This window comes from bacterium (assembly GCA_022616075.1).
Classification (GTDB): Bacteria; Acidobacteriota; HRBIN11; order JAKEFK01; family JAKEFK01; genus JAKEFK01.
The window spans coordinates 1-13,504 of record JAKEFK010000225.1 but is presented as its reverse complement, the minus strand read 5'-3'; the positions used below and the strand labels follow the sequence as shown (position 1 = coordinate 13,504).

At 49.5% G+C, this 13,504-nt stretch carries 10 protein-coding genes; 7 read left to right on the top strand and 3 right to left on the bottom strand.

All coding sequences use genetic code 11. The features are described 5' to 3' along the window. On the top strand, nt 1–221 hold a 221-nt coding region (locus L0156_18295), incomplete at its 5' end, for a hypothetical protein (protein MCI0604940.1). A 111-nt stretch (nt 222–332) separates the two neighbouring features. Here L0156_18295 and L0156_18290 read toward each other — a convergent pair. The 3 genes from L0156_18290 to L0156_18280 are packed head-to-tail and all read right to left on the bottom strand — an operon-like array spanning nt 333 to nt 2,692. Continuing rightward, nucleotides 333–740, bottom strand: a complete 408-nt coding sequence (locus tag L0156_18290) for a type II toxin-antitoxin system VapC family toxin (GenBank protein ID MCI0604939.1) — start codon at nt 738–740, stop codon at nt 333–335. Further along, nucleotides 737–985, bottom strand: a complete 249-nt coding sequence (locus L0156_18285) for an AbrB/MazE/SpoVT family DNA-binding domain-containing protein (GenBank protein MCI0604938.1) — start codon at nt 983–985, stop codon at nt 737–739. The genes L0156_18290 and L0156_18285 overlap by 4 nt, the downstream gene beginning before the upstream one ends. Nucleotides 986–1,030: 45 nt before the next feature. Continuing rightward, nucleotides 1,031–2,692 carry a sigma 54-interacting transcriptional regulator gene (locus tag L0156_18280; GenBank protein MCI0604937.1) on the bottom strand — a complete coding sequence of 554 codons (1,662 nt, stop codon included), beginning with the start codon at nt 2,690–2,692 and terminating at the stop codon, nt 1,031–1,033. Between the two features lie 106 nt (nt 2,693–2,798). On the opposite strand from L0156_18280, the gene L0156_18275 reads away from it, so the two are divergent. The 6 genes from L0156_18275 to L0156_18250 all read left to right on the top strand — a co-directional run bounded on the left by L0156_18275 (nt 2,799) and on the right by L0156_18250 (nt 13,351). Continuing rightward, nucleotides 2,799–5,030, top strand: coding sequence for an AAA family ATPase (locus tag L0156_18275; protein MCI0604936.1), 2,232 nt, complete (start codon nt 2,799–2,801; stop codon nt 5,028–5,030). A 9-nt stretch (nt 5,031–5,039) separates the two neighbouring features. Continuing rightward, nucleotides 5,040–6,050, top strand: a complete 1,011-nt coding sequence (locus L0156_18270) for a hypothetical protein (GenBank protein ID MCI0604935.1) — start codon at nt 5,040–5,042, stop codon at nt 6,048–6,050. Next, nucleotides 6,047–8,176: an IS110 family transposase gene (locus L0156_18265; GenBank protein ID MCI0604934.1), complete on the top strand. Its 2,130-nt coding sequence runs from the start codon at nt 6,047–6,049 to the stop codon at nt 8,174–8,176. Before L0156_18270 ends, L0156_18265 begins: the two co-directional genes overlap by 4 nt. Before the next feature lie 4 nt (nt 8,177–8,180). Continuing rightward, a complete protein-coding gene (locus L0156_18260; GenBank protein MCI0604933.1) occupies nt 8,181–9,212 on the top strand; it encodes a hypothetical protein in 1,032 nt (343 codons plus the stop codon). 173 nt (nt 9,213–9,385) lie between these two features. Continuing rightward, nucleotides 9,386–10,003 (top strand): tetratricopeptide repeat protein, encoded by a 618-nt coding sequence (locus L0156_18255; GenBank protein MCI0604932.1) that lies wholly within the window; start codon nt 9,386–9,388, stop codon nt 10,001–10,003. Nucleotides 10,004–10,027: 24 nt separating this feature from the next. Further along, nucleotides 10,028–13,351, top strand: coding sequence for a CHAT domain-containing protein (locus tag L0156_18250; GenBank protein MCI0604931.1), 3,324 nt, complete (start codon nt 10,028–10,030; stop codon nt 13,349–13,351). Nucleotides 13,352–13,504 lie beyond the last annotated feature (153 nt).

Below are 13,504 nucleotides of genomic sequence, written 5' to 3'. Positions count from 1 at the left end.
TGCTAAAGATTTGGAATGCTGCTGACGGCAAGGAAATGGCGACAGTAAAGCTCACACCGATTTCATTTACGCTTGTATGTTTTCTCCCGATTCGAATTGGATCGTTTCAAGCTCCCGAGACAAGACCATCAAACTCTGGGATTCGAAAGCCTTGGAGATTCTGGAATTCAGATTGGAAAGTGCAGGCCGATGTCTCGATTGGGGTATGGACAACCGTCTGATATGTGGGACACAAGAGGGACGCGTCCTTCTTCTTCAGATAGAAAAATTTACCACGGTCAGGATAAAAGACACGGGCTGCAGGGTTAGAAAGGGAGCGACACCTCTCGTAGTCAAGCGAAAGGATCAAACACTTTAGCACCTGTCTTTTGAAAATCTCGAGTATTGCGCGTAACCACAGTGAGGTGATGCTCCAGGGCTGTTGCAGCAATCATACTGTCTAGGAGCGGGAGTGCATGTCCTTTCCGCTTCAGGTCAACAAGGAGTTCGGCCCAGCGGAGGCCAACAGCCGCATCCCACGGGAGGCAATCAATGGTACGCACGACTGCGTCAAACCATCGATCGAGCTGCGCGCGTTTACGACCTCCCGGCACGCGGAGAACGCCGAGATAGATTTCACCAAGAATGATTGAATTCACAACGAAATCTCCTTCATTAGCCATTAACCAATCAACCACCTTCGCAACAGGAGCCGGTTTCGTCGGTTCACTAAGGACGTTGACATCGACTAAAAATGTCATCGGAGTTTAAACAACAGGTCATCAGTGGTTTCGGTCCGATCAATAGGCTTGAACCAGCCTTTCAGGGGACAGGCGAGTAGGAGTTTCACCAGACCCTCGTTGCGCGGGCGCTTCCTACGTTTTAAGAGATACCTGCCCTGATCCAGACGCTCTACTTCGAATTCCTGACCCGGCTGAATATCATCCTCATGCCGGATTTCCGCGGGAAGGACAATCTGCCCCTTACTGGAAACGGTTGTTTTCATATGGGTAAGATATCGTCTTACTTATCGCCTTGTCAAGATCTAACGTTAAGGCAACAGTTGTTGGACTTCTTTAAATATGGCAGAGACGGCGAGTTTGAATTCTTCGGCAAGTTCCTTTCGCCAGAATCGCAAGGCGGGGCGCAGATCAGTGTCCAGCAAGCTGAAAAAGTAGGTAAGTTTTCCTTTTAGACGATAGACAATCGAAAATGTGAGCTCCGTGTGAAAAAGGAGCGGATTAAGGCACAGCAATTCGAGCTCATTTAGCCGGCGTCGTAAAGAAATGCGCACCGATTCGACGGTGTGCGCATCTGATTTCTTCCGCTCAACGAGCGGCTCGAGCGCGACTTTGCAGGCATGCACGACTTCATCGACGCGTCTCAAATGACGAAAGCATTCAACCCGATGAGAATCGATTTCCAGCGCGGAAGCTACCGGCATAGAGGCCCCCATAGACTGGCCGCCCAACTGGAAAACAAGCCGAAGATGTTCTACCTGAAGATGATCTTTGCCGAACAGAATGTGGAGACTCGACAAAATTGCCCTTAATTCTCTCGCGTTTCCGGGCCACCTGTACGCTTGTAGTTCCGAAACGATTTTGTCAGGTAAAACGCTTTTTTCATCTTTTGTAATCTCCTTCCAGAAAAATCGGGCGAGGAGCGGGATGTCTTCCGGATGATCGCGCAATGCAGGAGTGCGAATGAGAAACGTGCGAAGCCGGTAATAAAGATCTTCACGAAATTGCCCTGCCCTCATCATGGAAAACAAATCACGATTCGTTGCTACCACAATTCGTGCCTGAACATCGATTTCTTTTGCCCTGCCGATTGGGCGGATCTTTTGTTCCTGCAATGCGCGCAAAATCTTAGCCTGATGATCCAATCTTAAATCCGCAATTTCATCCAGAAAAAGAGTTCCCGATCCTGTTTCTTTCCAGAGCCCTGCGCGTTCCACTTCCGCACCCGTAAAAATGTGCTTTTCATGGCCAAAAAGGATCGCTTCCAGTAATTCACCGGGGATCGCTCCACAATTTACAGGAGTAAATGGCTGGCGCGGCGGCTCACTGTAGTCGTGAATGCATCTTGCTGCAATCTCCTTTCCCGTGCCACTGTCCCCCAGAATCAAAACCGGTTCATCGCTCTTTGCTGCGCGCAGGATGAGCTGCCTGACCAATTGCACTTCGTCCGATTGCCCAACAAAACGAGATTCCAGTGAAACCGGCACTTCCTCGCGAATCATCCTTGTAATCTCGAGCGGCGAAAACATTGTGGACCTAACGGATTCTGAGGAACGTGAGGATGTCGATTTCAGTGGTTCCTCGCCTTCGTATCTCCGCCACAATTCCTCAAAAACATCCGGATCTGCGCCGATTATGTAGAGATTTTGATCCTTCTTTGCATTCTTCAATAACGTCCGGATACTTCTGACGAGCTGGCCCGCATCCCTGTAACTACCAGTCAGCAGCGGAATTTTTGAATGCCCTAACAATAATTTTGAGAGCGGTTTTGCTTCGAGTTTTTTCCCACGATGAAAAACAAGATCCTTAAATTTTTCAAGAATCGTCAGATCCTCATTCTTCACAGCGTAAGCAGCAGGCAGTTGCTTTGGTTTTGACTTCGCGAACGTCTGGATGGAGTCCGATTCCAGTTCAAAGCGAGAAGCAGGAACCTTCTCGGAATCGGAAACAAAGAGAATAGCGCGAATGCTCATTGGATTTTGTAGTATTGTAACTCAACACTTCCCAGAAATCAAACTCAACTGATGTTCGAATGGCGAGTTGATTTTGTCTGGCATATGGCTTGCTCCTCTAGTTTGCATGAACGAAGACCCAAGTTATTCCGATCTCTACGCAGAAGCTTCCCGTACGGAAGCGGTGCGCCAGGTGGCGGAGGTTTGTGAAAAAGCCACTCAATTGACGGTTTCCCTTTCTTCGGACGGGTTGAGTTTTTCATCCATGGAATCCACAAAAAAGGATGGAATTCTTCATGCAGCCGGGAATGTGTCCGAGCATGGTGTTCTGGCGTTGCGTTTGGAGTTTTTGAGAGTCTCAGGTAGTCCTAGAATCGCTTTCACTGATTTCTTCAAACATCTTTCGGTTCTTGGCGAGAAAACGCGTTTGATGGCTCCGTTTGTCACAAGATCAGGCGAAAGTTCTCTTTGCGTGGAGCTCAGGATACAGGCATCTCCACTTTCGTATGCCCGCTCGACAGCTTTAATGACAGAGCTAAAAAACCTGGAGGCGCTCGCGAAAACTCTTCAAGCGCAGCTGCCGAGATCGCTCAGGCAGCCGGAGTTGGCAAAACTTTACGATCAGTTCTTCGACATCGTTGAGCCGGTCTATGCGCTGGATCTGGATACGACAACTTTGAATCGGGAATGGATAGATTGGGCAAAGCTGACGATGGATTTTCTTTCCGGCTCTGCCTGCGTGGCTTTGCCGGCGTGTTATCCGATCAGTGAGGATTTTGCGCTTGCATTGCTGGCAACGGCAGCGATTGAAACTGGAGTTTCAATAGGCAGATACGTTGCGCCTTTATCATCACCGAAGTCGCTGGTGGATACGGCAAAGAAGGCGCCGGGAACGGTTGCGATGCCGGCAATGCGGCTGAGTTTAGGAACAAACGCTTATGAGCTCGCCAATGAAGTTCAGGCGATGCTGGTTACTCTTCATTCTTCACGGAAACCAGTCATTTTTACAGGTTCCGATGAACAACTCCGATCCATTTTTCATGGCGGCCAGGGAGGGCTTACCAATCCACTTTCTCCGGTGGTGCGTCACGCGCCGGAAGCGAGCATGGAAGTTCTGACCCATTTCGCAGTCCGAACGATGCAAAGACGTGTTGGAGGAATGCCGGCTTCTATGGAGGAATATGTTGTTCAGGAAATCCTGGCGGGATTAAAACCATATTCTCCGACCGAACAAAAGCGGATTCTACCGGTTGTTGCGAATCACGCTTTGAACACCTGGGCAAATGGAAAGAGCTTGAACGGACAGACGACGGCGACGTTCGCGGTCAACGTCAGCTCCGTCTCCGAAACGCTCGCCGGCATGAGCGCCAAACCACGAGTTACGCGTGCGCCGGCGGTTCAACAGCGATTCACTCTGACTTTCACGGATGCAGATGTTACGCATTATCTGAAAAGACATTTGCTGGGCCAGGATTCTGCAATCGATCAGCTTGTCTCCCGTTTACGAATGGAAGCGTTAACTCGTCCGCTGCATCAACCGTTGCGTTATTGCGCGCAAGGCACTCCCGCAACAGGCAAATCGGAAAGCGCCGTTCTGCTCGCTTCGAAACTGGGTATTCCTTACATGAATGTTGATGCTGCGAGCATTCCGGATTACTACAGCGCAGCAGCTCAACTTCTTGGATCGGGCCGCGGCATTGTCGGCTCCTATCAGAGCGGACGCCTTGAGCAAGCCGCCAAGCAGCACACCGGCGTTTTGATTGAGGTCAGCGATCTGGATCACGCGAATGAAAGAGTGCGCTCCGGACTTGCGGATCTGTTCCTTCAGGTTTTGGAAACAGGAGAAGCGCAAAGCGCAGCCGGCGCAATGTTCTCCTGCGCGAATCTGATCTTTGCTTTCACGATGAATTTGCCGGATGGAATGGACGAATCCGTGAGAAAAGGATTCGGGTTTAACGATTCGGTCGACAATCGCCAGTTGCAAAACCGCGTTGTTACGGAGATTAAGAGGATGCTTTCCACCGCATTCTTGAGCCGTGTCGGAACGCCAATTCTTTTTGAGCCGTTGAACGGCGATGCGATTGCCACGATTCTGGAGCGCGCTGTTCGCGCAGCGATCACAGCCGCTGCGGAAAGAATGGGATTTGTAATCGGAGAGATCGTTTTGCAAGAAGGCCTCGGTAAAAGAATCGCGGCGAGCGCGCAGGCAAGACTCGGCGCATTTGGCGCGCGTGCGCTTCTGGAACAGGGACGTGTCCTGGCAGCAGATGCGGTAGTTTCTTTGCAAAACACGATTCCTGCTCCGGAACGCAAGCTATCCGTCTCGCTGACAGAAAGTAACAAGCTTTTGATTGAATAAGGAGGAGTGATGGCGGCACAAGTGTATCGGGTCAATCGAACGTCGGAGTATAGAAAGGCTGGGCCGACCGATCTGGTTGAGTTACTGCCTGCGCCGGGAAACAATCCATTGTTTTTGTTGAAATGGCTGGTGGATACGCTTGTTTACGCAATTGTACGCCACGAGTTTGTTCATCTCAGTGGGCCTACAGGTAGCGCGAAGAGCTCATTACTGGAAGCTTTGTACATGGTCCCTGATAATTTTCAATCTCTTTGCGGCTCACTGGGATTTCCGGTGAAGCCACTGAAGTTATACGCGGTGGAGATGGCAATTTATGAGGCGCCGGGCGAATTATACCAGCGGCGTTCTTTGAAGGATGGTACAACCTACGATGAAATGTCCAAACTTGTGCTTGCATTGGAAGATGCAGCGAAGCGCAAAAACGATTGCTACCCGCTGATCTGGCTCCGTGAAATGGGACGTGTTCATTCTTCTTCAGTCCAGGGTGGCTTACTCAATTTGATGACCAGAAGCGACATCCTTCTGCCTGATGGGCGAAGAATTGACGGCACCGGCATCGCATGGGTTGCAGACAGCAACTACCAGGCCGAACAAGATTGCAATCATACATTGGTGAACCTGGATGATGCGTTGAAGCGGCGCTTTTCCATCAACCTGACTCTGGATTACTTGAGCGGAGAACAGGAAGTGCAGGTGCTCGAATCCCTGGTTGTAGAGATGAAGTTAGGAACGCTTGATCGAGACCTCATTGCGAAAGTTGTGAAGCTTGGTCAAGCAATTCGCCGGCAGCGGCTGGACGGGAATCTTCAATCACTGGCGCCTCCCACAATTTATGGCTATCTCGCTTTTCTCAGAATGGCTCAATCGCTCGCGTATTTGAGTCTTCAGCAAGTTGCGATGGCAACTTTGCTCGGGAACGCCGGTTTCGAGGATCGAAAACTTGTTTTTACTGTTCTCAATGAAGTATTCGGATTGCAAAATACTCAGGAAGAAGATCCAACAGGAGGGAACCTGTTTTGAAAAAAAAGCAACGTCCACGAAAACCCCAGATGCAATCGTCTTTCGGTGAACCTCATCCATTTTTCAGGAGGAGGCGCACAAAAAGCGATTGGGCGGGAATACATCTGAGCGATGCTTTTAAACCGCATCTCGAGTTCTATATCCGCATTCCTGCGCAGCGCCTGTTTTACAAAGCTGTAAGGAAAGTTCAGATGATTGCGGCCAGGGAGGCAAACGTTTCCGTGAATTCGGGTTTTAAACCGGACGTGAAACCCCAACTGGCTCCCTGCTATACGACTTATCCACCGGCACTTGCTTCGTATGCAGCGATCGGATTAACAGGGTTCCTGGAGTTTCAGACAAGAGTAAAAAACTATCTGCTGAGGGCTCACCTGTATGAGTATCTTGAAAACCCGGCAGAGGAGGATCGGGTGGATGTAGAGCCTGAAGACTATCAAAGGCTCGCTGAAATTGTAACCGATATTGTGGAGACACGGTTAATCCTTCGGGATTTGTGCAGGCTCTCTTCCCTTTGGACCGTTGAAATGTACAGACTTTTCGCAGCCTGCCAGCAGAAAACGAATTTCCGGTCTGTTACTGAAATTTTAAACGCGGTCATCCTTTATGGTGATGTATTTCCTGCAAGTGAAAAACTGGTGCTCCATCCGTTGACTCGCGCCTTGCTCACAGATCTAACCGCGGTCAGCCGTCCTTTCTTCGAAAAACTGGGAACGGAAGACACAAATTTGCTTCACCTCGGAATCGATTGGGTGAAAGGCATTTGCCGTTGTCTGGCGAAATATCTGGAAAACTATTACGGTGATGTTGATGAGGAGCTGGTGGAAAATGAACCGAAGAAAACCCGGTTGCCCGGATTGATTCGAAACTGGTTTGAAAAAACTAAGGAGGCCGATAAAAAGGAACCCGTCGCCGGCAACAGCTTCCCACCTTTGGACGAACCACAACCTCCGGCCCTGTTTGGTTCCTCCGGACTCGATCAACAAATTGCACAATCGGCGTGCAATGAGAATCCGATGAATGCCAGCAAATCAGCGCAGGCGCTACTTTGTTCAAAGCCGCTTCAAGATTCCCTCAAAAGGCTGATGGACTATCTCACCCGGGCTTGCCGGCAGCGAAATGAATTTGAAGAGATCAGATCGGATCTTTTGGAAAAAATGCTGGGAAGCGCGCCGTTTCACGCAGGTCCTATGGAAGGAAATCCAGTGGAAGGACATGAAGTAACCGTTCAGTTTGGAAATGAAAAGGCGGTCGCAGGAGAAATCTTTGACCGTGCGATTGAGTTATCGGATGATTTCGAAGCTTACGATAAGTTGATGGCTGAATCTCAACCCGTGATCGATGCTTTAAGAGAAGTTCTGTATCCGAATATGGCAGAAGTCCCTGAGACGGAACGGTTCAGGTCCAGCGGATCGCTGGATCCGGCCCGGCTCGCTATTTCCCAATTTCATTCGGCTGTCTTTCATCGCTACAGAATTCGGAAGAGAGGAGACAAACGGGGGCGGCCGGTGCTACTCATCGCCTGTGACGCTTCCGGATCGCTCAACGCTTCCGAAATGAAGATGGCAAAAGTTCTCGCAACATCCTGGTTGAATGCGAGCGCGCGGCGTAACGTGCAGATCCTTGCAGGCTTTTATCACAGCAGAACGGTCGCCGGCCGGGATTCCGGACCGCTGGTCGAGTGGGCTTATCATCCATTGAAGACCGTCTGTACCGGACGCAAAGATGCAACGCGCGCAGTCGTCTCATTGCCAAATTTCGGAACAGGCGTCCAATCGGACACGCTTTCACTCGCTTTCATGCTTCAAGAGGCGCAGCAACTGGCGAAAGGAAAGATGGTTTATTTGATTCTGATCACGGATTGTCTATGGAATCGTTCGCTCGATACGGATGCTTGCGGTGAGGAGGAAGTATATTCATTTTTCGAAAATCTTTATCAGGATCCGAATCGTCGCATCCACACCACAATGGTGGCTCTTGGAAACCCATCGAATGGAATTGAACATTTGCTCGATAAGGTGATCCTCGTCCCGGCCGATCAGTTGGAAGACTACGCCGGTGTTGCTTCGCAAGTTGGCACCTACGTTGCATCAGTCATGAAGGAACGTCGATTTCACATAAAGAGATAAACATATGTTGTCGCTTTTTCCATCAAGCCTTCAGGAACTGGATGCAAAAATTGTACTGGATGTCTTGATCCAGCACCTTGGTTACTATGACGATTTACGTGTGAAGTTAGAAAAGCAAGGCGGTGAGCTTTCTGATCTGAATCGAATCGCGGACGCGCTTTCAAGAGAGTTTATGATCACGGACCGATTCGGTGACGGACTGCAAGTTTCGTTGATTCAACCGGAACTTCTTCAACAGGCGGTCTTCCTGGCTGTGGCGGAAGACGTTCATCTGGCCGTCCGTCAAACAGAGGCCGGTATGCCGGTGTATTACCTGTGTCGAATCCATCGGGATTTTTGGTCCGAATACAGCTTGATTGTCGAAGATCTGTACCGGAGTCCGGGATATCCTTCCCTCGATGAACGTTTTGTCAAACTGATGGTTGGCGGTCACGAGCGATATCATCTCCGTATCTCACAGTTCCGAAGGGCCCTCGCCAAATTGTTATTGAACCAGAATGAAACTTCCGAAAAAAAAGTGGATGAAATTCTTTACAACGCAGGACGCCATATCTACCAGGCTGCATGGCATGAGGATCAGTTGCCGGCTGTTCTTTGCGCAACTCACTTTTCGCTACCTAAATTCAAGCAGGCCGTCGAATTGTTATATGTTTGTCTCAGCGGTGAACTGTGTGAGCTTCGTGGAATGATCGATGATAACTTGCTGCAATTTTTTAAAAAGATTGATCCTCAACCCGCTATTGCAGGGTTACTTCGGGTGCTCGCGGTCACGGAAGGATCAACGATCAACGAAATCTCCGAAAAGGCATTGAAGCTTTACACCAGATTGAACAAAGCATTTGGCCGCTTCTTGCGGATTGATGTCATCTGGGGTGAAAGACAATTACCGGTTCCACTCTACAAGCTTGTCTTTGCGAATTTTTCCAGATTGAATCTCGTAAGCTCTGCGCTAAAGAAGAATGATTCGCTGTCGCTTGCCACCACACAATTGGAAACGGAAGCTTCCGCGATCATCGATGAAATCGTGAAACGGTAGCTTTTGTAGGAAGCGCCAACGGGTTTACACTATAGAAAAGACTTTGCACAAAATAAGGTTAGCTGCGAGAGTGACCGTGAACTCGGTTTTAGAAACCACAGGTATACACAGATAATCCTATTTCTAAAATCTGTGTTCATCTCGAGTTCATCTGTGGTTACAAGGAGGGTGGAATGGGCATTCTTGATAGATTTCACAAAAAAAGCGCGAGTAGCGCCGATTTAAAACAAATGGAAACTTTATGGAATGAAGTGGAGCGATTCAGCAGGCAGAACAACTTTGATGCTGCGTTGGAGCCCTGTTTGAGTGGCATCTCTCTTGCGAAGGCGTCCAACGATCCGGTATTCCAGTTTCGATTCACGCATCAGGCTGCGACGTGTTATGCGCACAAAAACCAGGGGGATCACGCATTGGCGTATTTCAAAGACGCAGCGGATCTGGCCGGAAAACTACGGAATGATGAGGCACTTGCCGCAACTCTCTACGACTGGGGACGTGTATTGGCCGTTTTAGGGCGTCCCACCGAAGCGTTAAAACAGCTTGAACCTGCATTAGCGCTGATGCGAGCTTTGAAAGATCCCGAATGGTTTCAGCTTGAGCAATTGATCCTGCGGCAACGTCAACTCGCGAAGTTGGAATCCATGGGTGCTGAGATCCGCACACCTCATAAACAATATGCGACCAACGTTCGTTGTCCAAAATGTGGCGGTCCATTAACCGCTCTGCCGCCGCGTAACTACGGGCCAATGTCAAGCGTGGGCTACAAATGTTTCAAATGTTTTCCGGAGTGAAGGATAGCTAAAGAGAGTTGATGAATGCAGCCAGACCAGGACCTGTACCGATCTGTGAACTGCTTTCTCAATCAGAATTATGCTGCTTGCGTAACGCTGATTAATGATTTGATGGACGGGGCATCACCCGCGCCTCATCAGCTTGGTCAGATGCTCGTAATCAGTCTCCAACGATTACGGCGGATGGAGGAGTATCCGGGCCTTGGGGAATATCTGCTCAATCAACTTGAGGAGGGGGCCTGGGAACAGACTCTGCTGAGATTAACACTCGGATTAGACGATGAATTGTTTGCGCTCCAGACAAAGAAGGATTGTTTGAAGTGCCTGAAAATCGCCGGAAAAAACGAGACAATGCGCTGTCAGACCCATTATTACACCGGCGCTCGATTCCTCACAGCCGGCTTCACTGTTGAGGCGCATTCGGAATTTGAGGATTGTTTGAAAATCGCTGCGCCCTGTTTGGAATACGAATTTGCGAAATCAGAAGCACGACCTGTAATGAATCGCGCGAACAAAGATTATGTTCTGTCAAACACTTCCCTTTCCCATCCCGTTAATACCGAAGTTGTTTTGGAAAGCAATGATGCTCGAAGAGAACTGTTTTCGCTCCACTTTCAGGCCAGGCAATTACTCGAAGCGGGGCATTATAAGCGGGCAATTGAGATAGCTGAAGAAGCACTTCAACTCGCAGTAAAAAGATTCGGAAAACAGCATCACGAATACGCCAGGAGTCTCAACAATCTCGCTGCGATTCACCTTAAGCTGCGAAATGGCGACGCTGCTGAGCGACTCATTCGGGAAGCGCTGAGGGCCAACAATGAAGCGGGTGTTGAATGGCATCCCGATGTAGCTAAATCAATGCTGAGTCTCGCTCAGGTTCGCCGAACTGTGGGAGACTTTAAAGAATCGATCCAGCTATGCCGAAAAGCCGCCGAAATTTTCGCTGCTACGCAGGGGATACTGCACGCTAACTATGCTTTAGCACTCAATCAACTTGGACAACTTTATGGCGACATCGGAGATTACGAAACTGCTGCGCCGATCCTGATTCAAGCCACAAACACTTTTCATACGGCTTTCAACGAATTTCATCTGGACTACTTAACCGCACGGGGAAATCTGGCATCTGTTTACAGCGCTGTTGGCAACTATGCAGCGGCTGGGCCAATTTATCGCGAGGCCGTGGAAAAAATTGAAATCATGGGCGGCGAAAATCATCCGGCTCTTGTTTCGTTTCTCAATAATTTAGCCGTCACTGAAACAAAACTCGGAAATTATGAACAGGCTGAAAGAGACTCGCTCAAGTCGATGGAACTTCTGGAAAGGATCAATCCGGATAATCGGTATGAAAGAGCGCTAAGACTCTTGAATTTGTCTGGCGTGTATCTGGATCAAGGTGATTTTGCTGCTGCCGAGATATCGCTGCAGGAAGTGCATAGATCGTTAAAGAATGATCCTGCCGGGGCGGTTTCGGAAGCATTTGCGGCTTCATTGCGTCACCTGGCTAGAATTTGTGTGGTCACGGATCGCAGCAGCGAGGCAATCCAGTATTTTGATGAAGCCGCCAGGGTTGATAACTACATGCTGGCAAGTTTGTTTTCCGTTGTTAGCGAAAAACAACGATTGGCCTATCTGGATAAAATTCGAACCGATTTTTACATTCATCTCTCGTTTGTTCTTCAGCATGCCCGTCAGATTCAAAGCGCAGTTCAAAGCGCTTTCAGAATTGTGCTTCAGAGGAAGGCGCTGGCTGCGGAGGCTTTTGCTGTTCAGCGAGATGCCATCTTACACGGTCTTTACGTTGATCTAAAACCTGAGCTTGAATTGCTTTATGGACTACGAAGACAGCTCGCGGAACTCCTGATTGCTCGCTTTGAAACGGACGAACCCGATAAGCTGTGGCAAGAAGCGCATTTGTTGCGCGCACAAATCGAAGATCTTGAATCCAAATTGGCGGAACAAATTCCGGAAATGAATCTCGAGCTTCGATTTCGGAAAGCAGATCAACAAGCCGTTGTTAGCGCCATTCCCCAAAACTGTATTCTGGTCGAATTCGTGCGCACAATGGTATTCAATTTTTTTGCCATTCGTGGACGTGGAGATGTGGAATTGCTTCCTTCACGCTATCTCGCATTTGTTTTACATGCAGGTCAGCCTGACAGGACAGAGATGGTAGATCTGGGAGAAGCATCTGTGATCGATGAGCTGATTGCAGAATTCCGAAAAGCTATGGCAGGTGAAGGGCGTGGTCTCGGCACTGTGCCATTGTTAGATCCGTCCGGGCTGACGGCAGGAAGTAAGTTGCGTGAACTTATTTTTGATCCGATCAAAAAAGCGCTCGATTCCGCGAAAGCGATTTGGATTGCTCCTGATGGGGATCTCGCAAGACTTCCATTCGAAGTATTACCGTTGGACGACGGAAGATATCTGATCGATGCGTACTTGTTCAACTATCTGACCGTGAGCCGTGAAATCGTGAGATTTGGAAGCAAGTCCGGACGAAAGCCGATGCCACCCGTGGTGATTGCAGATCCTGATTTTGATCTGAGTGAAACAGATGCGGCAGAAGTGGACACGTCGATTCCTGAGCGCCGACAATCGCGCGATCTTTCCCATGCACTTTTTGATAGATTGAGTGGAACGCGGCTCGAGGGGGAGCGAATCGCGCAACGGCTGGGTGTTCATCCCTGGCTGGATGCGTCTGCTTTAGAGGCCAGATTGAGGGCGTGTCATTCCCCACTGATTTTACATTTGGCTACACATGGGTTCTTCCTGGAGGATCAAAATGTCGGCGAAGAAAATCTAACTCGTGGATTAGGCGCGCTTCTGCAATCTGAAAGGCATGATGGGATCAGTGTTCTTCAAACAGCCGGTCGCGAAAATCCCTTGTTGCGTTCCGGCCTCGCCTTATCGGCTGCCAACACCTGGCTTAGGAACGGCCGTCCGCCGTCCGAAGCCGAAGACGGCATCCTGACCGCCGAAGATGTCACCAGTATGGATTTGCTGGATACCGAACTTACAGTGCTTTCCGCCTGTGAAACCGGATTAGGAGCTATTCATGCGGGCGAAGGGGTGATGGGGTTGCGGCGATCCTTCGTGTTGGCCGGTGTAAAAACTTTAGTGATGAGCCTCTGGAAGGTTCCTGATCAGGAGACACAGCAGCTTATGGAGGAATTTTATCGGGGCATTCTCCGTGGAGACGGTCGGGCAGAAGCTCTTCGGAAGGCGCAGCTAAGTTTGAAGCGACAATGCCCTGATCCTTTTTACTGGGGAGCCTTCATCTGTCAGGGAGATCCCTCTCCTTTATTTAACGTTCGAATAGGGAATTTAGGAGAACACCATGGATAAAAAGGATGTTCACCGGCTTTTCGGACGGAGTTTCACAAATCCACTCCTACGCTCGGGTCTGGCACTTGCAGGAGCCAATACATGGCTGAGGGGGAAATCTCCACCAGCCGAAGCAGAAGACGGAATTTTGACTGCTGAAGATGTTTCCGGCCT

Coding starts and splice junctions, on each gene's coding strand:
- L0156_18290 (MCI0604939.1), bottom strand. CDS start 740: ATGACATTTTTAGTCGATGTCAACGTCCTTAGTGAACCGACGAAACCG.
- L0156_18285 (MCI0604938.1), bottom strand. CDS start 985: ATGAAAACAACCGTTTCCAGTAAGGGGCAGATTGTCCTTCCCGCGGAA.
- L0156_18280 (MCI0604937.1), bottom strand. CDS start 2,692: ATGAGCATTCGCGCTATTCTCTTTGTTTCCGATTCCGAGAAGGTTCCT.
- L0156_18275 (MCI0604936.1), top strand. CDS start 2,799: ATGAACGAAGACCCAAGTTATTCCGATCTCTACGCAGAAGCTTCCCGT.
- L0156_18270 (MCI0604935.1), top strand. CDS start 5,040: ATGGCGGCACAAGTGTATCGGGTCAATCGAACGTCGGAGTATAGAAAG.
- L0156_18260 (MCI0604933.1), top strand. CDS start 8,181: ATGTTGTCGCTTTTTCCATCAAGCCTTCAGGAACTGGATGCAAAAATT.
- L0156_18255 (MCI0604932.1), top strand. CDS start 9,386: ATGGGCATTCTTGATAGATTTCACAAAAAAAGCGCGAGTAGCGCCGAT.
- L0156_18250 (MCI0604931.1), top strand. CDS start 10,028: ATGCAGCCAGACCAGGACCTGTACCGATCTGTGAACTGCTTTCTCAAT.